Here is a 21729-nt window from a genome sequence, read left to right on the forward strand (position 1 = left end):
AAAATTACATAAGAGCCAATTTTTTTAACTTATTCTTATTTATTTTTCCTATTTTTGTATAAGGCCATTCTTCAACCAATAGTATTTGATCTGGAATTTTATATTGTGCTACTCCTAACCCTGTAAATACCTTATGTATTTCAGATAGTTGTATTACTTTATGTTCTGTTTTTATACAAGCACAACATCTCTCTCCAAGTAATTCATCAGCCACTCCTATTACAATTGCATCATTTATTTTTTCATATGATTTTAAATATTTTTCTATCTCAGAAGGAGTAATTTTTTCCCCACATCTATTTATCTGATCATTAATCCTGCCTTCTACTTTTAAGTAACCTTCAGAATTAATCCTAACCTTATCTCCAGTGTAGAAAAAATTATCATCAGTAAAAAATCCTTTGTTATTTATTCCATAATAACCTTCAAATCTATAAGGACCTCTCACAAGTAACTGTCCAACTTCCCCTACACCTACCTCATTATTATTTTCATCAACAATTTTTATTTCATCATATGGAGATATTGGCTTTCCTTGATAATTACATATAACTTCTTTTGAATCATCAGGATCTGTAAGACTTAAAAATCCTTCTGACATCCCATATGCTTGAATTAATTTGCAATTAACAGTAGATATAAGTCTTGTTGCTGTTTCTTTATCTAATAAGGCTCCACCCACAATAACATATTCTAAGCTAGATATATCAAAAGTATCATCCCATTCTAAAACTTCAAGCCATATCTTTGCTAAAGTAGGAACAAGTGCTGTCATATTAACTTTTTCTTTTTCTATAAGTGGAAAAACATCTTCATAACTAACACTTCTACTCATTATTACTGTTCCTCCAGCAAATAACGTACCCATTATTCCTGGACTAAATAATGTTAACTTATGTTCAACTGGTAAAATTGCTAAGAACTTAGTTTCACTTGTTAATCTACATCTTTCTCCTGCCATTCTTGCATGATAAGCAAGTGCTCCATGAGTAACTGGAATTAATTTAGGGATATTTGTTGTACCACCAGATAATAAAATTAAGGCGATATCATCATATGATAGATCTGCAAAATCTATATTTTCTAATTTAGAACTTGACTTTGCAATATTCATAATGTCTTTCTCTGATAATGTATAACTTATTGAAGAATATCTTCTGCTTAAATTTCTTGTCATATCTAAATAATCAAATCCCATATAATTTATGGGATGTATATATGCCACTGGCTGTGCATGTTCAATTATTTTTTCAAGTTCTTTTTTCATAAGTCCTGGAACAGCAATAATTGGTATAGCACCTATTTTAAAAAGTGCAAAACAACTCATTACAAATTCAAAACTGTTAGGTAATTGTACAATAACTTTATCTTCTTTTTTAATTCCAATACTATGCAATCCATTTGCAAGTTTATTAACATACAATTCTAACTCCTTATATGAATATCTTATTCCTTCATCTATTATTGCTGTATTCATACCGAATTTAAAAGTCCACTCTCTAAGCCACTCATTCATTGTCTTATGATCAATACAATTATATGTTTTTTTCTTATACATACTTTCTTGCCTCCAAAGTCTTACATTCTATCTATTCTTAATAACAACAGCACAAGCATAATTTTTATCTATATTGGGTAATAAATATTCCCACTCTGATTTTTCTAACCAGTTATTAAGTTCAAATATTTTAAAAGAATTTTTGCTTGATACACAAAAAGAATCTAAAGACTGACTTAATCCTTCACCAGTTGCCTTTACAAATGCTTCTTTTATAGTCCATAACTTAAAAAAAACATCCAATTTTTTATCATCTTTGGATTGTTCAACTTTCAAACTCTCATTTCTACAAAAAAAATTTTGTGCTAATTCAACACAATTTGGAATCTCTCTAATTTTTTCAACATCTACACCGATTTCTTCAAATTTTGTAAAACTAAGTACAACCCTATTTTCTGAGTGAGAATGATTAAACGATATTTTTTTACTATTTTGATTTTTATCAAGTTCTATTTTTCCATGTCTACCTTTAGTTAAAACTAAATCACATGCAGAAATTTTAAGATATTTAGATAAAAGTATTCTTAAAAATCCATGTGCAATAATATATCGTTCTCTATCTCTGATCAAATTAAATTTTTGTGCCTTTTCTTTTTCATTAAATGACAACAGATTAAAAAAATATTTAACTTTTCCTCGTAATCTATTCATATCTGCTACCCATATATGAATTTCATTTTTACAAATGTCTAAAGTTTCAAACACTTCTTCAGTATTACAATATTTAATTAATAATTTTTTAGGAACATCTTTATGTGAATATTTCATTTTTCTCTTTATAAATACTGAATAGCTATGTCTGAAACTGAATGAAGTACACTTTCTTCATCTGTACTAATAAAAAAGTGTCCGCCTTTAAAAACTTTCTCATCAAGCCCTACATTTGTATACATATCCCATGCTTTCACAGATTCTGAATCTGTCTCTATATCAGAATCACCATTAAATGAAGTAATCTTAAAGTTAAATTTTTCTCTCTTCTTAAAGATATATTTTTCATCTAAAGTAAAATCTGCTCTAAATATAGGTAAAAATAGCTTCATTAATGCTTCATTTTGAAGGAATTCTTCACTCAATCCTGAATATCTTTTTAATTCTTTTATAAACATTTCATCTGATAATTCATGTAATGGTCTTGGTTCAGAAATATGAGGCGCACGACTTCCTGACACAATAATATGACAAGGCTCTAATCTCCATCTTTCACGAAGTTCACAAGTTACTTCATATAAAATTTTTGCTCCTAAACTGTGTCCAAAGAAAATAAATTTTTTATCAAGATAGGGAATAATTGCTTTTACTATAGCATCTGTTAACTCATTCATATCTGTATAAGCTTTTTCTATTATCCTATTTTCTCTTCCTGGTAATTGAATTGGATATACCCCTACACCTACTGGTAGATTTTTTTCCCAATTCTTATATATTGATGCTCCCCCACCTGCATAAGGAAAACAAAAAATACGAAGTTTATCCGATTCACGAGGAGCTGTTAAAAAAAATGAATTTGTTTTATCTGTCATTAGTATTTACCTCCTAATTACTCTTCACATAGCATCATTTATACTTAAATACTTAAGTACAATTTAACTAATCATAAATGTTTTTATTATGCTAAAATAGTAACATATGTGTTCTTAATTATATTTAAACTATAATAAAATCTCTTTTATTTATATTAAATGAGATAAAATTAGACCTATTTAGCAAAAATTACATTATATGAACACTTTATTCAATTTTTTCTATTTTTTGTATACTTAACTGATTATCATATAAGGCAAAACTAAAAAATTATAATTTCCTAAAGAATAAAAAAAGTAAAAATTCTACACCTAACTAATTAATATAGGTGTAGAATTTTTACTCTTTTATTTAACCGTATTTAGACATAATGAGATATTATCTGTTTTATCATTACTGTCTGTTTAATAAAGTTTTTATGTTATACTTTTCCATGATTTATATATAAATATTAGATCTATATTTATATTACTGCATTTTCTTATTAAACTATATCCATATCCTGTTATACCTTTTGTTAATGATATAGGTTTACTTCCATAATGTATTTCATCATAAATAGCAGGCTCTATAATCTTATTTACCATATCATTAAAAGTATTAACACATCTATTTTTAAGTTCTTTATTGTTTAATACTTCTGCAGCATATTCCAAAATCTCTATATTTACAATCTCATCAATAAACAATGAATTATCATCAAATCCATTATTAATTATATAGTTTAAACCTTCATTTATTTCTTCATTTATTAAATTATCATCATATTCTAATTCTTTTAACCTGATCCTATTAAGTAACATCTTAAAGTAGTTTTTATCTAAAGACTTCTTTCTTTGAAAGTCTAATAATTTTTCTATAGTGTTTTTTATTTCTTTATCTTTCGTTATACTCATAAAATTTATTAAAAAAGCTAAAGTTTCTTCACACTGATCATCAAACTTTATATTTTTATATAATAAATTAGCTAAATCTAATATTAATTCTTGAATTTTATTACATTCAATATTATTATAAATAGCTAATATTACTACCATATTACTAGCTGAAATATGTTCTTTCTTACTTTCTTTAATTATTTTAATGCCCTTATTTATAGTAGATTTTATTGTTTTACTTTTAGTAATAGAATATATTTCGGAAAGAGTAAAAAGTTCATAAAATAAAAATTTGGAATATTCACCCATGTTATCTATAGAATCTATAGATTCCTGCATGATTTCTAAAGCTACATTTATAAAATATTTCTTTTTTGTTAATTCACCTAAGTATACAAAAAATAATGCTATTCCATTGTTTATGTTATATGCATTACATGTTTTTTTACCCAAACCATATAGTATTGAATTTATCCAAGTCCTGCTTATATTCTCATTGTTATACCCAATTATACTCTTTTTTATTAAATAATCACCTAGACTATCAGCAAGTCTAATAAATTTTTTTCTATCTATTATTCCAGTGTTTTCATCATCTGAAAAAATAATCTGATCTCTATAAAACTCATTTTCTGAAAATCTAACATCTATAAGATACAATTGCATTTTTAAGTCTTCTTTATTAAGTATATTAAGTTTAGTTAATACGTTACCTAGGTATTTAATATCATTAATAAATATATCTTTTATAAAAAATATAAAATCAATCTTATTACTTACCATAACATTATACATATACTCAAATCCTGACTTTATAGCCTCTATATCATAGTGATTTAAATATCTTTTGTTAAAAGGCAAAAAATCAATTGTATACACAGAAACTTCTAATATATGATTGGCAACATTACTAGCTGAAAATTTATTTTGAATAATAGGATTTGTTAAAGAGAATAGCTTCTTTGTGTCTTTGCAACATAATAAATACAATACTGCCAGCAATTCTCCAGACTTAAAATAATATTTAGCTAAATCCTTATCGTTAACAAATGCTGAAGCTCCTAAAAAACCGTATTTTTTACAATGTACAATCTTTTTAACATCTAGATAATTTTCTTTAGCAATTTTTTTATTTAAATAACAAATAATCTCATTAAATAGAGAATGTTTTTTTAAAATGCTCTCGTCTAAAAATAAAATTTTACTACCATCTGTAAATGTTAAAATAGATATTTCATTATCTAATAATACTTTAATTCTTTTAATTTTTGATCCTTTCTTTTTAAGTTTCTCTTTTTCTAATTGAGGAAATTTTTTTTTAGTTAAATTCATAGTTTTAATAATTAAATTTAGATATTTTTCAATTTTATTCTTTTCTATTTTATACTTATTAAAATGAGCTAAAATATCTTTAAAAAACTCTTCTTCATTAAATACAATATCTGATATATTTCTAAATAAATTATTTATAATAACTGTTGTAACTGAAGCAGAATATCTATTAATTAAAATTGAATTGATGATTTCTTTAATCTCATCACAAGGATCTGATTTTGATAACATAATCTAATCCCCCCTTTTACTGTTACTAAAATTAACCTTATTATGGGCATAAAAAGAATATAACATGAATTTAAGCTTAAATATTAAATTTATAATATTCGCCAAATTTTTAGTCATTTTCATCTATATCTTTAGATTTTAAGTAAAAAAATTCCCTGTGAACATTTTAATGTACACAAGGGATTTTCAAAGTTAAGCTTTTAATCCTTTCATAAGTCTAGTTGATATAAGACACTGTTCTCCATTTATCATATATATGCATCTATTATTTAAGTCAATTTCTCTAATATTTTCTTTATTAACTATAAAGGATTTATGACACCTATAAAATCTATCATCAAGCTTTTCTTCAATTTCTTTCATCTTTGCATAAAATTCTATCTGTCTATCTGTAGCATGTACTATAACTTTATGAATTTTGGGCGATGTTTCAAAAAACAGTATTTTGCTATACTCTATGTTTACAATCTTATCTTCTGATTTTATAGAAAAAATCTTTTGAAGCTCTGTTGACTTTGCAGAGTATTTTGTATGGGCATCTTCTATACATTGATGTATTCTTTCACTTATATTATTATAATTATCCTTAATTATATAATCCATAGCTTCAACTTTATATATAAAGGTTAAATAACTCATCTCAGCATGAGTAGTTACAAATACAATAAATCCTCTAGGATCATATTTTCTTATTTTTGTTGCAAGCTGTATCCCATTAATTTCCGCTTTTAAATCTATATCAAGAAAATATAACCCTGATAAATCATTATTTGCTATATAATTAATAAGTTCATTTGGATCACTTGTAACTAAACCAAGTTCTATATCATAATTTTCAATTAAAATAATATTCTCAATTATTTTAGACAATCGTTCTCTTTGCTCTTTATTATCTTCACATACAAATACTTTAAGCATTTTTTATATCTCCTTTCCAATTTGAAGAAGTTGTTTAAATTCTCCATGCTCTATTAACGTATCAAGAGAAACATGATTATATTTATTTGTAATTTCTTTTAAATTATAAAGGCCTAATCCTCTGTTTTTACCCTTCGTAGAAAAACCTTTTTGAAAAATTTTATATATTGGAATTTCCTTATTTATACTATTTATTATTACTATAAGTATAGAATTTTCTTTATTTATAATAGCAAATTTTATAGAAGGCTTGTCACATTCTAATGCAGCTTCTACAGCATTATCAAGAAAAATTCCTATAACTCTACTTAAATCAATAATGTCCATATTTATCTTTTCAATAGGCTCCACAATATCTATAAATGTGTCTATCCCTAATTCCTGTGCTCTCATTAATTTTGATGATAAAATACCTTTAATTTCAGTAATTTTCACATTTTTAAGAACGCCTATTTTAAAATTATTAGATTCAACGCCTTTACTTAAAGGTAATATATGCTCATCAAAGTATTTTTCAAGTCCATCAATATCTTTATTCTGTATATATCCTATTAAAGATGATATTATATTTATATAATCATGTCTAAAGCTCCTCATATCTGTATATAACTTTTCCAAATTAGTTGTATATTCTTGTAGGTTTTCAAATTGAATGTGTTTATGTTTTAAATTTATTTCCTTAGTAATACTTGTGATTAATATATATATAGTTACAATAAGTAGTATAAAATATGACAGGAATAGAATTCCATTTACTTTTATAAGTTCTATTCTTAAATTGGTATTATGTTCAAATATAATATTAGTATAAAAAATAATTGTAGTTAAAACTAAGCTTGCAATTATTAAAATACTAAATTTTCTGTTTAAAAATAACTTTGAAGTTTTAATTTTTTTATTAATTAAATTTCCTAAAAGTTTGCTCGTACAAAATACCATCGGGAATTCTAAAGCATATAAGATTAAATACAATTTAATGCTCTCTCTTATTGCCTTTGGACCAATACCAAATGAAATAAAAAAGTTTGTTATTATATAATCAGAAAGTATATATATAAGTATTGAAGTTATAGAAAGTACAACACTTATAGCTATATTTTTATTTTTTTTATATATGAAAAAACCTGGTACAACAATCATAGGTATCATTACTATATATTCACTTAAATTTAATAGTAATATAATCATATTAAAACATTGTCCTAAAGAAATTATGCCAATAAACTCTTTTATATTAAATTTAAGAGAGCTTAAATTTAGCATCAATAAAAATAAAATAACACTTGCTCCCAAAGCTGCTATATATGTATTCACTTTTATTTATCTCCTCCCTTTATCCTATTTTATTACATTATATCACAATATTATACATTTATTCTAAAATTCTCAATTTTATGTAAATTGCTTGATTACTGATGACTACCCAATTTAACAGATGATTTTCTAAATGCTAAAGCATAAAATAAAAGCATCTTAAAATGATTAAAAATCATTTTAAGATGCCCTTATTTACTTTTCTTCTCTTAATAATTCCATTGGGATCTTAGGTTCATATGCACTAAATGCAGCACATCTTCCTCTAGATTTTTCACCTACTTTTATCGAAAAGGTGCATAATTCATTAATTATTTTATCACCTAATCTTTCCCCTGTATTAGCAATGTGTTTTCTCATATTTCTCATAATTCTTATACCCCCTATTTAATATTTTATATGTAATTGGCAATATGCTTATAATATTAAAGCCTACTGCCAATATTATCATAGTCTTTATTACTTCAATTTTAATAATTAGCGTAATAACCATAAATAATAAGGATTTCAAAACAGTTGTTTTTTTAAGTTTTAGTCTTAAATCTTTTCCTAATATAGGATGATTTTCAGTATCTGCTGGTGCATACTTATAAAAACAAAAATTCATAATTATAAATACTAATAATACTATATAATTATTTAATTTAATATGATAACTTACATATGGTCCCACTACAAACATAATAGTTGTTATTAATGTACATACTATACTATTTTTTGCATGAAGTCCAAAAGCAGTAGATCTTATAGTAGCAAAAACCAATGTCATAAATAACGATTCTTTTAAAAGATTAAAGTAACTTGCAATTAAAAATACTATAAAAAATTTACTTATATTTATAAGAAGTATTTCTAATCCTAATTTCATTTTAGCAAGTTCTAAACCTTCTTTTTTTACCTTTACATTAACCCTCTTTATAATTCCTTCTACCAATTTTTCTATAAGGCTCGTTTGACATTTTGTTTTACATATCATTTCTCATCACCCAAGTTAATTATATTATTTTTAATGACATAATTTTGAAAATATAATATATCAAAAAAACTATATAATAATTGTTTTAAAATTTCATCTTATTAGTAAAAACCGCTCTTATTTTTGTAAAAAACGTAGTAGTAATTTAAGCTTTTGTAAATATATTCTAAAATATCAAAATATATAAAAACTGATACTCTTATCTTTTAATATATATAATATCTAATCACAACTAAACATTTCGCTAAATTATTATTTTGTGAAATGTTTTTGGTGCAAAAATATACAATTTTTATAGTTTTAATGAAGTTTATTTATATATGTTGCAAATTTAAATCTTCAATAATGTAATATATATTATCAATCTATATTTTTGAACATTCTATTCATCAATATAGATATTACACATTTATAAATGGTGTTAAAAAACAATTTCAATTTATTTAAAAAATTAAATTAATCTAGTATTTATACATTTTTCATGAATTTAAAATTTAATTTTTCTTAGAATTAAATTTGTTATTTTTGGCTATATTTAGAGTAAATGTTAATACTTTAATATAAATTTAAATTGATATTCTTAACTATATTTTAATAAGATATTAATGATGAAGATGTTAGATCTTATGATTGAAAAGAAAGCTTTCTTTGTTAATGGTGGACTATTAGAAAAATTTGATTCTGCACAATTAACTCAAAGAGAAATCAAAAAATTCAATGTTGCTTAAGGTAAAAAGAGAGAATCTAAATTTTAGGTTATCTCTTTTTTATTTAGTTAAAATTATTAAATTATTCTATTTATTTTTATAAATTAATATTAGTTTATTTACTATTAAATCAAGTATATTCAAGAGTTTAAGTATTAATTATGTTACATTATTTTGTAACACAATTCCTAATATAACTAGTAACCTATTTAGTATCGATTTATGTTATGTTCTTAGTTACTAATTAAGTTACAGTTAAATCCATAGCTAAACTGGTTAATATAGAAGTTAATTTTTGTTTATTTCTCTTATTTTAAAATCATTAATAATAATATTTTTATTCTAAAATATCACACTTATTTTCTTCCAATTAAAATAATACTAATAAATTTAATATAACATTAAAGGGGTTACTTCTTTATTTAAGATTAGTATTGTAATGTAAATATTGTTAAATTAAAAGTATAAGTATATATAGATAATAAAATTTATAATATTATCATTAATTATTCTTTTTCATACTTTAATATATATCATGTTGTCTAAATTCAATATTAATTGGATAGTTAGTGGTACTATCAATGCTTTTATTATTACTTTAATTTTATACTTAAGCCTTGATTAGAATTTTAAAAAATGGCTATGTTTTAAGTGAATGTTGATATTGTAGTATAATGCTCATGGACAGGGGAGTTCGCTCTTATACTACAATATCAACACTGTTTTAAAACATAACCTAAAAAACAATAAGTTTAAATGTATTTTTTAAATATATTTAATTAAATTAAAAATTAAATATAAAATTAAGGAGTATTCTTTAGAATCATTAAAGAATTTCATGATAAAAAGAAGCTAATTTGTTTAAATGCTCTTATTTGTTTGTTGAAAAATGTCGTATATATGTTAGTATAAGAAACATGGATGGCGAAACAAATTTGAATATACAAAAACATTTAACAAAAATGAATATATTTAAATTTAAATACACATCTAAAAATAAATAGCGAGGGAGAGAAACTAATGAAGAAAGCTTTTTTAGGAAGAATATTAGGAGGTCTTGTAGCAGTAGCAACAATTACAAGCCTAAATCCATTAGGGGTATCCGCAGCAGTAAAAAATAATACTAACGATTGTAACATTACTACTAATTGGAGCAAAGTTTATGGAACTTGGTTCTGCTTAGATTCAAATGGAAAAATAAAATTAGAAGATTCTTTAAATAATTATATAAAAAATAATAAGACAAGCTGTAACCTACAATTTGGATGGATGACAAATCCAACTAACACTAATAATTCAGTAATAGCTAATAATGAATCAAATGATAAAACAGTACCAGGAGTTAGCAATGGATCAAACGATTCAAAAGTACCAAATACATCAACAGATAACAAAAAAGTAGATGATACAAAAGTTCCAACTGCACCTGAAACTAATAATGGATCAAATGATTCAAAAGCTCCAAACAATACTGGAAATCAAAATACAACTACAACTGAAAAACCAGTAAATAAGGAAGAAAATGCGCCAACTACAACTGGTGATTCTGTAAATGTAGCAGGATTAAGTAAATTACCAGAAAAGTATTCTATAAGTATTCAAAGTAGTGCAGAAAATAAGATTCTTCAATTAATGAATGAAAAAAGAGTACAAGCTGGCTTAAAACCATTAACTATGGATAATACTTTATTACAAGTAGCTAGATATAAGAGTGATGATATGATTCAAAATAACTTTTTTGATCATACAAATCCAGACGGAACTAAATGGACAAACTGGTTACAAGCAATCGGATATAAATACACTGCTACAGCAGAAAATATAGCATACAATACTTATGATCCAGTAGAATTATTTAACCAATGGTGGAATTCTCCAGGACATAAAGCAAATATGATGAATCCTTCATATACCAAAGTTGGTGTAGGAGTAATTTATGATAAAGATAATAATAAATATATGGGAACACAAACATTCTCAAACTAAGACACATTTTAAAATATACTAATTTTAAAAATTACTTAACAAAATTCTAAATAAGTTTTATAAAAAATCATCAATTCAAATTTGAAAATGAATTTAAATGATATATTTTAGGCAGAGATTTTATCTCTGCCTTTTTTGAATATTGTTTTACATAAAAACTATTATTTAAATCTTTTTTACAACTATATTTGTTATTATGATCTAATCCATGGTTATCTTTACTTAAATTATATTTAAAGATATAAAATGCTTATAATTCTATTAAGACTAAAAACAAACAGGAATGAAAAAACACCTAGGATAAATAAATCCTAAGTGTTGCTAAAATGATGCTACTCTAATTGGATTTTCAATAGTAGATTTTATCAATAGTTAAGACTTTAAAAGTTCTATACTTTTCTTGTACAAAAAATAAAAAGATTAGATTTAACTAATTGAAATAATACCTTAATTTATATTAGAATTTTCTATAACCATTCTAACTATATAAGCTAATTCATCATCATAAATTTTTATTTTATAAATTTTCTCTAAAACGTCTAAATTCTTTCTGATTAATATAAACTCTTTAAAATGTTTACATCGATATTCCTCTAAATTTTTAAATTCAATTTGATTTATACCACGCTTAACCTTGTCTATTAAAAAACTAACATGAATTAAAATTCCCACCTGCACATCATGCTGAATTTTAACATTTAAGCTCTCCTCTATTTGCCTTATCATTTCTCTAATATCACTAATTAATTTTATACAATTTAAATCCTTTATTTCGTTTGTAAGCGCTTTTCTTACTTTTAAAAAATCACTCTCAATATCTATTAATTCATCTAAATGCTTTATTCCTTCTTCCATAAAAATATCTTGGGCAGAAATAAATGCAACTCCTTCAATAAATATATTTACTGTTCCTACAACTGCTAAAATTATATATTTTTCTTTTAATAAACCTACCTTCTTTAAGAAATCTTCCTTATCTAAAATATCTAAAGGTATGATCTTTACTTTTTCTATATTCTTAAGTCCGCAATTTATTCTAGATTTTATTCTTTCTGCTGCGCCTTCTCCTGTAAAGCATGTTGTAATTATTATAAATTCTTTATTACCAGTGTAATCTTCCTTTGGCATTTGGATAGATGTTCTTCCTATCTCCTTGCATGAATTATAAATAGACTTCAAATTCCTACCGTTTATTGCCTTTCTTCCAGCTTCAATAACACTTAATGTTGTTACCCTATCAATTGTTTTGACTTTAATATCTAATTCATTACTAATAATGTCTCCAAAATTAATTAATGATCCCATATCAACTAAAATCAATAAGCCTTTTTTAGTATGCATTTGTTTAATTGTTTCCTTAGCCTTTTCAAGCATACTTTCTGCTTTCATTGTAAGTGGCATATCTAATGCTTGTATATATTCTTCGCCTATCAATGAATTAGCTACCTCAACCATACTACTAGCTGTACTTCTTCCATGCATCATAACAAGTACACCAACTTTTTCTTCTAATTGCTCATTACTTTCATAATCACATGCAGATAAAAACATAGTAACATACCCTATCTCATCTAATGGAACATCTAAATCAAACTCTTTTTCCAAAATTTTAACTATTTCCATTGCTACAATAAATTCTTCTCTACACTGAACTCTAATAACATTAAGTTTAGGATGATATATCTTTTTACCGGATGTAATTCTTTCAATACTTCCTTGCAAATGAAGTGATAATCCAAAATAAACCTTTTGATTAAATTCTCTCTTTAATTTTTCAGATGCTACATCCAACATCTTCTCAACAACTCTTATTATTCTTAAACCAACAATTTTAGATATTTCGTCTTTTTTAAAGCTTGTATTTATTGTGTTTATATATTTTTTAAAATACTGTTCAAAATCAATATTTAAAATATCATTAATATTTTTTTCATCCATGCCTTGATTTTTTAATATTTCTATCTTTTTTTCTATAGTTGAATAAAAACTTTTATTTGAAGAATTTTCTTCTTCACTAACTTCTAATTCAAAATTTCTTGATAAATTATCTTCAGTAGAAAATCTTAAAATATCTGTCATGCTTTTTACCAAAGATTCTATTTCTTTTCTATGCTCTTGAATCTTCATTAGCCCTTTTTGTACTCTAGGCTGTAATTCTCCCTGATCTATTAAAATATAATTATCCTTATTTATTTTATAATTTAAAAATGCCTTGGCACAAGAAAGTTGTACATCACTCTTTAATTGACCAATATTATTTGGACAATCATATAATAAAAATGATATAATTGCATTTTTACTTACATATATACTCTTTCCAAGTCTTAAAGACTCTGCTACTATAAATTCATTTAAAAGATAATATCTTTCCTTTAAACTTCTTTCCCGTAATGGGGGCAAAACTATTGTCATTGGGATTCTTCTAGTAAATGTCTTTAATAAAAATGATTGAGGAGATTCTGTTGTTGCAGCTATAATTTGTACCTCAGCTTTTATTTTTTTCTCTGTATCACCAAGTAGTCTAAAATATCCTTTATCAATAAAAGTAAAAAGCATTTCTTGTCCTTGTGGAGATAGCCTATGTATTTCATCTAAGAAAAATATCCCACCATCTGCCTTTTTTAATAATCCTTCTTTATCGCTATCTGCACCAGTAAATGCTCCTTTTTTAACCCCAAATATCTGTCCCACAACTAATTGAGGATTGTCTGCATAATCTGCACAATTAAACCTAACAAAAGGTGCATCTTCACTTATCATATTTGACTCTTTAGCAAAGTAATACATGACCTCAGCAAATAATGATTTTCCAACACCAGTTTCGCCTAAAATTAAAGTGTGTAAGCCTCTAGGTGGATACAATATTGCTGCTTTAGCTTGTTGTATAGGTAGCTTAAGTGAATGTTTAGCACCTACAAGCATTTCTAAACTATCTTTATTGATTGATACTAAATTTTCTTTATTTCTATTTAAAGAATTATTCTCTTTTAAATCATCTTTGATTTTACTTATTTTATTTTTCTCTATTGAAACTTCATCTTCTATTAAGCTTCCAATACTACTGTATATAACAGGTCTACCCTCTTTTTTATTTATTCTTTTTTCTTTATATAATTCATTTAAATATCTACTTACATTAGTACGATCTAAACCCATGTACGAACTTAATTCTGATGCTGTTACTCCTCCTTTTTTATTCTTTTCAAACTCAATTAGATGTTTCATAACCGTTTCTTTTCTAGTTACTACCCCCATCAAATTCTCCCCTTTATTAAATTCTTACGCTATGTTTTAAAACAGTGTTGATATTATAGTATAAGGGCGAACTGACATTGGAATTTACTTTTTAGAACTCTCAATGAAGATTTGTCCAATTAATTGCTTGTCAACAATCTTTGATTGGGAACATGCATTAATTGGACTAAGCTTTATTTTAGAGTTCTTAAAGTAAATTCATCTGTCCATGAGCTTTATACTATAATATCAACATTCACTTAAAACATAGCCAATTCTTAAAAATAACATTTCAATGGACAATTGACAGTTATGGCTCTTTTTATTTTTTTGATATTTTATTTATTTTTATGAATATACCAATCAATACTATGCTGATTATTGGCAATATAAACATTAATGTTTTTGCAATAATGTATAAAGAATATTCCGAATTCCAATAAGAATCAACTATCTCCATATTTATCCTCCTTTTTCTTAGAAATAACAAGGTGATTTCATCCTAAATTGTCAATCGTCCATTGTCCATTTAAAATATCTCATTTACCTTAGATTTTATCACTCTTTCAGTATTCAGAAATTCTATATTTTTCTATACATAAATAAAAGTGGCTGCCCGGTGTTTCAATTAATAGGTGGCACTTATTTACTTCTCTAACTTACTAATCACATCTTCAAATTTAGGTAAATATTTTTTATGCGCTAACAATAATTCATCTAATACTTCCTTAGCAACTTTTCCACTTGGGACTAAAGGATTTATTGTAAATGCATGAAGTGCTTCATTATAATCCCCATTAATAGCTGCTAAGATTGTTGATTGTTCCATTGATTTCATCAATTGAACCATTCCTCTTGGTGCTACATCCAATCTTCCAAAATTTATTGGCTCTGGACCATGAGATGTTATTATACTTGAAACTTCTGCCACTGAATCATATGGAAGATCTGAAAGTGATCCCTTATTAAGAGTGCTCACAACCATTATTTTCTTTTTATCATTGTATATTGAAGATATAACTTCACATGCAGAGTCACTATAATAAGCTCCTCCACGTTTAGTTAATTGTTCTGGCTTATAATCTAAATTAACATCTTTGTATAATTCAAATAATTCTGCTTCAGTTCTCTTCACAACTTCTGCTCTTGTCTCTCCTTTTGAAAAGCTTTGCAATTCTTCTTTTAACATATCATCTGTAGCATAATAATAATTATGATATGGACAAGGTAATAATCCCAAATCTTTTATTTGTTCATATAAAAATTTTGATTCCTTAATATTAGCTACTACAGCCTCATTATTAGAATCAGCATTTTCTGGGTTATATAATAATTCTATTAACTCTGATGTTTTTTCATTACCATTTTTATCCCAAACTCTATGCCAATGGAAATGATTTATTCCTCCAAACTTAAAAAACAAATCTTCTTCAGGAGTTTCTAAAGCTTTACTATCTTGCTTTATACAATTAATAGGAACATTGCATAGTCCAACTGTTTTTTCCCATCCACCATATTTAATTGCAGCTTCTGTTACCATTCCTGATGGATTTGTAAAATTTATAAGCCATGCATTAGGACATAACTCTTTCATATCTTCTATTATACCTAATATTACTGGGATTGTCCTAAATGCTTTAAACATTCCTCCTGCTCCATTTGTTTCTTGTCCAATTAACCCATGGCTTAAAGGAATTCTTTCATCTTTTATTCTTGCATCTAAAAGTCCCACTCTAAATTGAGTTGATACAAAATCTGCATCCTTTAACGCTTCTCTTCTATCTAAAGTTAAATTAATCTTCCAATCTAACCCGGCTTTTTTAACCATTCTTTTTGCCATAGCACCTACAATTTCTAGCTTTTCTTTTCCATCTTCAATATCAACAAGCCATATCTCTTTAATAGGTAATTCATTACTACGTTTTATAAATCCTTCAATTAATTCTGGAGTATAACTTGAACCCCCTCCAATAGTAACTATTTTTATCTTTTTATTATCCATAAAAATCCCTCCATATTTTTAATTTAAAATTACTGTTGAAAGTTTAGTATAAAGCTCATGGACAGAGGAATTTACTTTAAGAACTCTAAAAATAAAGCTTAGTCCAATTAATGCATGCTCCCAATCAAAGATTGTTGACAAGCAATTAATTGTACAAATCTTCATTAAGAGTTCTAAAAAGCAAATTCTAATGCCAGTTCGCCCTTATACTAAAATTTTAACAATATTAAAAAATATAACATCATTAATTAAAAATTTTATTTATATTTTTACACAAGTATATAAAGCAACTTTTTTAATGGCTATGTTTTAATTAAGTGTTAATATTCATATATAACAATCATTAAAAGAGGAGTGTACTTTAATGATCATGGACCAGCGAATATCAACATTATTTTAAAACATAGCCTTCTTAAGATATAATTTGTTTATTGTTAATTGAAGAATCTAATTTAAATTTTAAGCAAATTCACACTTTATTTAACTTTAAGATTCTTATAACAACTACACGCTTTCAGATTATAATTTCTGAAGCTAAAAGTACTTTATTATACTTTTTTACACTATTTATATAGAGCAATTATTATGCCAAGTTTTAATATATTTAAAATTAATATTTAAAAAAAGTTTAGATATTATAATATAGATAGAATTGTAAATCTTCAAGCAAAGCTTGTCTTTTAGATTAATACTTAAATAAGTCTTTCTACTCTTAAATAAACAACATCTTAAGAACTGTTTAGTTGTTATATAATTATAGCTACTAGCCATAGAATAAAGATTATATAATAAAATAATTTACTTCAATCTAAAGTAAATTATTTTATTATATGTTACAAATTTAAATCTTCAACAAAAGAGTATGCAGTTCTTTGATTTATTGAATAAGTACTATATACAACATATATAATTTAAATATTATTCCATCTATTCTGTGTAAAATTAATAAAAAGTGTGCAATTTACACTTAGGTTTACCCTAAATAAATTACACACCATTTTATATTACACGCTAAATTGTTATCATTAATTAATATAATCTCATCTATTTTGATTTAATTTTAAATTATATTACTGTTTAAAGTTTTCATCTTATAAGTTTATTCAGTCAAAGCTCCATTAGCTCCTAATTCATATCCATCTATTACTGTATTTGATGCCATTGAGCCATTGGAATTGAAGTAATACCATGATCCATCTATCTTCTTCCAACCAGTAGACATAGCTCCATTACTTTCAAGATTATACCAAGTATCTCCTTGTTGTTTCCAACCGGTCTTCATATCTCCAGTTGTTGTATCTAGGAAATACCAGTTTCCATTATTATAATGCCATCCTGTTTTCATCTCACCTTTTTCATCAAAAGCATACCATTTATTATTTATTAAATTCCAATTATTCTCTACTCTTACTTTTGAAGTATCATTAATATAGTACCAAGAATTATTTTCAAGTACCCAACCAGTCTTTAATTCTGAACCTTCAACTCTATAAGTAGATCCATTTACTGTATTCCAGCCTTCCTTTAATACAGCATTATCAGCTGCAGGTGATTTTGCAATATAATAAGTTTGATCTTTCTTTACTGGTAATTCTATATTATTTCCATCAACAGTTATTTCTACTGGAACTTTTATAAATAATTTAGTTACAGAATCATATTGATAAATATATTTTAAATCCTTAATTTCATCATGTCCTATTGATAATTTAGCTATACCTGATTCAGAAGCTGTTATGATAGAACCTTCATATTTTCCATCTTTATTTACTACATTTGAAATTGTTCCACTTAAGTTTTTATCTCCCCAACTATTGGTTAATGTAACTTTGTTATCATTTATTGTTTTTAACATTGAACCTAATTCTAGCTCTTTACTGCTTGGTTCTGCTGTTTTTCCATTACCAGTTTGTTCTTTAATAGTTGTCTCTTTGTTAGAAGAACTATTATCTTTCTTTGATGATTTCTTCTTGCTATGATGACTTGAACCACCACTTGAATCACTATTAGATAACTTAGCTACTATTTTCTTAAAGTAAACATCAATTACATTTCCATCCTCATCTTCTGCATTAACAGTTCCTTCTATATATCCAGCCTTAGCTTTAGTTGCTTTTTCCTTATTAAAATCAGAAATCTTTACTCTAACTGCTGAACCTGTAGTAACTTCAGTTAATGTATCTAGGATTTCACCCTTTGTAGTGTCATTATTTATAGACATCTTATCTAAAGTTTCTCTGATTAAATTTTCTAATTCTGAATTTCCACTCTCATTAGATAATTTGTCTATCATTTTCTTGAAGCAAACTGATACTATATTTCCATCTTTTTCTTCTGCATTAATAGTTCCTTCTATATATCCTTTTTTATTCTCAGTTGCCTTTTTCTTTTTAAAATCAGAAACGCTTATCTTAACTGCTGAACCTGTAGTAACTTGAGTTACAGTCTCTACAATATCATCTTCAGTAGTATCATTATCTACAGACATATCATCTAAAGTTTCCTTTATCATATCTTCTAATTCTGAATCATTATTGTTAGATAATTTGTCTATTATATTCTTAAAGTGAACAGATATTGCACTTCCATCACTTTCTTTTGCATTAATATTTCCTTCTATATATCCTTCTTTATTTTCAGTTGCTTCTTCCTTATTAAAGTCTGAGATAGTTACTATAATTCCTGTACTTTCTTTAACTTGATTTATAATATCATCTAAAGTGGTATTATTATCAACCTTTAACTCTTCTAAAATACTTTCTATTTTACCCTTAATATCTTCAGTATAACTAGCTTTGAATTTTGTTTCACTTACAACAGTATCAAATGTTGATTTTGATTCAGAATCTGTATTAACCCATCCTTTAAAAGTTTTACCTGTTTTAGTTGGTTCATCTGCAAGGCATTTTGCTGACATATATTGTTGTACATAACCAAAACCTAACATTGTAGTTCCATCTTCATCATAAAAATATACTTTATTAAAACCTAGTATATCTAATCTATCCATAGTTTCTTTACTTGCTTTTATTCTTCTTAGGGTTGAATTTGCAAATGCATCTTCTTCTACTCTTTGTATACTATCTGGAAGTGTTACAAAATCCCCTCCATTACAACTATAAAATGCATTTTTACCTATACTTTCTAGACCATTTGTAAGTGTTACCTCTCTTAATCTACCACAATTATAGAATGTAGCTTCCTCTATATTCTTTATACTTCCTGGGATTTCTACACTTGTTAAATCACTACATCCATAGAATCCGTATTTTCCTATGCTTGTCACACTATCAGGTATTGTTATATTTTTTAAATCACTACATCCATAAAATGCACTGCTTCCTATACTTTCTACTGTATCTGGAATTTTTAACTCTGTTAATCCACTACAGAAATTAAAAGCACTATTTCCTATATTTTTTAATCCCTTTGAAAGTGTTAATTCCTTTAATCCTCTACAACCATCAAATGCTTCTTCCTCTATATTTATTACACTCTCTGGAATTATTAAACTTGATAATTCACAATTATAAAATGCACTCTTACCTATACTTGTTACACCGTCTGGAATTGTTATACCTTTTAATTTTGCCAAATTATAAAATGCATTTTCACCTATGCTTGTTACTCTATAATCTTTTCCATTAACATTAATAGACTTAGGTAATTCTACTGACGTATCTTCACTTATTGTGTTACCAACTACAGAAACTGTATTATTATCTCCTTCACTTATATCTTTAAATGTAATATTACCTATAGTACACTTCTTCTCAGCGTTCCATGTTGTTTTAGCCTCTTCATAGGTAGCTTTAAAGCTTGTTTCACTACGAACATCATCAAACTTTGATTTTGATTCAGCATCTGTATTAACCCATTCTTTAAAAGTTTTACCTGGTTTAGTTGGATTCTCTATAAGTCCTGTTGCTGAATAGTATGTTTTTACGTAACCTGCTTCTAGTATCATTGAATTATCTTCATCATAAAAATATACCTTATTAAATTCTGGAATATCTAATTTATCCATAGTTTCTTTACTTGCTTTTATTACTGTTATATTTGAATCTCCACATGCCTTTTCTCCTACACTTGTCACACTGTCTGGGATTGTTAAACTTTTTAACTCCTTACAACCATAAAATGCTTGTGCTCCTATACTCGTTACACCTTCAGGAATTGTTATACTTGTTAAGTTACTTCCATAAAATGTACCTTCATTTATACTTGTTACACTATTGGGAAGAACTATACTTGTTAGTCTACAATTATAAAATGCATAGTTTTCTATATTGGTTACAGTATTGGGAATATTTATACTTTTTAATCCACTACTATAAAATGCACCTTTTCCTATACTTGTTACACCATCTGGAAGAACTATACTTTCCAAATTCCAACAACCATCAAATGAATGTTTACCTATACTTGTTACACTCTTTGGAATTGTTATATTGGTTAATCCTCTACAACCTTGAAATACTTCTTCCTCTATACTTGTCACACCATTTGGAATTTCTACACTTGTTAATCCAATACAATTATACAATGCATTTTTTCCTATACTCTTTACACCATCCGGAATTGTTATACCTGTTAACTTTTCACAACAATAAAATGCCTTATCCCCTATACTTGTTACATTATAAATTGTTCCATCAACTTCAACAGAATTAGGTAATGCTACGGCTTGCTCTTCATTTATTGTGTTACCGATTACAGAAACTGCATGAGTATTTCCTTCACTTATATCATTAAATATAATATTTTTAATAGTACATTTCTTTTCAGAATCAAACTTTATTCCTTCATCTGCCTTCCAAGCTATAGCTAAATCCTTATTAGTATCTTTCGAGCTTGTCTCTTCTTTATTAGAACTAACGTCTCCCATTGCAGTAGTTGTAGCAAAAGTCACCTTAGTATTTACTAAGCTTGTACTAAGTACTACTGCCATAATCCCCGCTATTGTTGCATTTCTTCTTAACATATTTACCCCTCTCAATCACCTTTTTATTTCTAATTTACAAATAATTTAATACTTTTGATATCTTATATATGTGTTATCATTATAC

Annotated in this window: 13 protein-coding genes; 1 reads left to right on the forward strand and 12 read right to left on the reverse strand. The window is 25.9% G+C overall.

The features are described 5' to 3' along the window. Positions 1-4 precede the first annotated feature (4 nt). From ACYUET_RS07140 to ACYUET_RS07175, 8 genes are all read right to left on the reverse strand, one after another. On the reverse strand, positions 5-1558 hold the full coding sequence (locus ACYUET_RS07140) for an AMP-binding protein (protein WP_460278619.1): 1554 nt from the start codon (positions 1556-1558) through the stop codon (positions 5-7). Positions 1559-1585: 27 nt separating this feature from the next. Beyond that, positions 1586-2326 carry a 4'-phosphopantetheinyl transferase family protein gene (locus ACYUET_RS07145; protein WP_460278620.1) on the reverse strand — a complete coding sequence of 247 codons (741 nt, stop codon included), beginning with the start codon at positions 2324-2326 and terminating at the stop codon, positions 1586-1588. An 8-nt stretch (positions 2327-2334) separates the two neighbouring features. Continuing rightward, positions 2335-3081 carry a thioesterase II family protein gene (locus ACYUET_RS07150; protein ID WP_460278621.1) on the reverse strand — a complete coding sequence of 249 codons (747 nt, stop codon included), beginning with the start codon at positions 3079-3081 and terminating at the stop codon, positions 2335-2337. A gap of 417 nt (positions 3082-3498) precedes the next feature. Next, positions 3499-5523: a glycoside hydrolase family protein gene (locus ACYUET_RS07155; RefSeq protein WP_460278622.1), complete on the reverse strand. Its 2025-nt coding sequence runs from the start codon at positions 5521-5523 to the stop codon at positions 3499-3501. A 192-nt stretch (positions 5524-5715) separates the two neighbouring features. Further along, a complete protein-coding gene (locus ACYUET_RS07160) occupies positions 5716-6441 on the reverse strand; it encodes a LytR/AlgR family response regulator transcription factor (protein ID WP_460278623.1) in 726 nt (241 codons plus the stop codon). A 3-nt stretch (positions 6442-6444) separates the two neighbouring features. Further along, a complete protein-coding gene (locus ACYUET_RS07165) occupies positions 6445-7755 on the reverse strand; it encodes a sensor histidine kinase (RefSeq protein ID WP_460278624.1) in 1311 nt (436 codons plus the stop codon). A 195-nt stretch (positions 7756-7950) separates the two neighbouring features. After that, positions 7951-8124: a cyclic lactone autoinducer peptide gene (locus tag ACYUET_RS07170; protein WP_460278625.1), complete on the reverse strand. Its 174-nt coding sequence runs from the start codon at positions 8122-8124 to the stop codon at positions 7951-7953. Beyond that, positions 8096-8731: an accessory gene regulator B family protein gene (locus ACYUET_RS07175; protein WP_460278626.1), complete on the reverse strand. Its 636-nt coding sequence runs from the start codon at positions 8729-8731 to the stop codon at positions 8096-8098. Before ACYUET_RS07175 ends, ACYUET_RS07170 begins: the two co-directional genes overlap by 29 nt. 1727 nt (positions 8732-10458) lie before the next feature. Here ACYUET_RS07175 and ACYUET_RS07180 point away from each other — a divergent pair. Continuing rightward, on the forward strand, positions 10459-11424 hold the full coding sequence (locus ACYUET_RS07180; RefSeq protein ID WP_460278627.1) for a CAP domain-containing protein: 966 nt from the start codon (positions 10459-10461) through the stop codon (positions 11422-11424). 447 nt (positions 11425-11871) lie between these two features. On the opposite strand, the gene ACYUET_RS07185 is transcribed toward ACYUET_RS07180, so the two are convergent. From ACYUET_RS07185 to ACYUET_RS07200, 4 genes are all read right to left on the reverse strand, one after another. Further along, positions 11872-14679: a sigma 54-interacting transcriptional regulator gene (locus ACYUET_RS07185; RefSeq protein ID WP_460278628.1), complete on the reverse strand. Its 2808-nt coding sequence runs from the start codon at positions 14677-14679 to the stop codon at positions 11872-11874. Between the two features lie 301 nt (positions 14680-14980). Beyond that, positions 14981-15118: a hypothetical protein gene (locus ACYUET_RS07190; RefSeq protein ID WP_460278629.1), complete on the reverse strand. Its 138-nt coding sequence runs from the start codon at positions 15116-15118 to the stop codon at positions 14981-14983. A gap of 186 nt (positions 15119-15304) precedes the next feature. Beyond that, positions 15305-16660, reverse strand: coding sequence for a 6-phospho-beta-glucosidase (locus tag ACYUET_RS07195; protein WP_460278630.1), 1356 nt, complete (start codon positions 16658-16660; stop codon positions 15305-15307). Positions 16661-17759: 1099 nt separating this feature from the next. Beyond that, positions 17760-21644, reverse strand: coding sequence for a leucine-rich repeat protein (locus ACYUET_RS07200; RefSeq protein WP_460278631.1), 3885 nt, complete (start codon positions 21642-21644; stop codon positions 17760-17762). Positions 21645-21729 lie beyond the last annotated feature (85 nt).

This window comes from Clostridium sp. CTA-5 (assembly GCF_054768135.1).

Coding starts and splice junctions, on each gene's coding strand:
- ACYUET_RS07155 (WP_460278622.1), bottom strand. CDS start 5,523: ATGTTATCAAAATCAGATCCTTGTGATGAGATTAAAGAAATCATCAAT.
- ACYUET_RS07180 (WP_460278627.1), top strand. CDS start 10,459: ATGAAGAAAGCTTTTTTAGGAAGAATATTAGGAGGTCTTGTAGCAGTA.
- ACYUET_RS07195 (WP_460278630.1), bottom strand. CDS start 16,660: ATGGATAATAAAAAGATAAAAATAGTTACTATTGGAGGGGGTTCAAGT.
- ACYUET_RS07175 (WP_460278626.1), bottom strand. CDS start 8,731: ATGATATGTAAAACAAAATGTCAAACGAGCCTTATAGAAAAATTGGTA.
- ACYUET_RS07160 (WP_460278623.1), bottom strand. CDS start 6,441: ATGCTTAAAGTATTTGTATGTGAAGATAATAAAGAGCAAAGAGAACGA.
- ACYUET_RS07200 (WP_460278631.1), bottom strand. CDS start 21,644: ATGTTAAGAAGAAATGCAACAATAGCGGGGATTATGGCAGTAGTACTT.
- ACYUET_RS07190 (WP_460278629.1), bottom strand. CDS start 15,118: ATGGAGATAGTTGATTCTTATTGGAATTCGGAATATTCTTTATACATT.
- ACYUET_RS07140 (WP_460278619.1), bottom strand. CDS start 1,558: ATGTATAAGAAAAAAACATATAATTGTATTGATCATAAGACAATGAAT.
- ACYUET_RS07150 (WP_460278621.1), bottom strand. CDS start 3,081: ATGACAGATAAAACAAATTCATTTTTTTTAACAGCTCCTCGTGAATCG.
- ACYUET_RS07170 (WP_460278625.1), bottom strand. CDS start 8,124: ATGAGAAATATGAGAAAACACATTGCTAATACAGGGGAAAGATTAGGT.
- ACYUET_RS07185 (WP_460278628.1), bottom strand. CDS start 14,679: ATGGGGGTAGTAACTAGAAAAGAAACGGTTATGAAACATCTAATTGAG.
- ACYUET_RS07145 (WP_460278620.1), bottom strand. CDS start 2,326: ATGAAATATTCACATAAAGATGTTCCTAAAAAATTATTAATTAAATAT.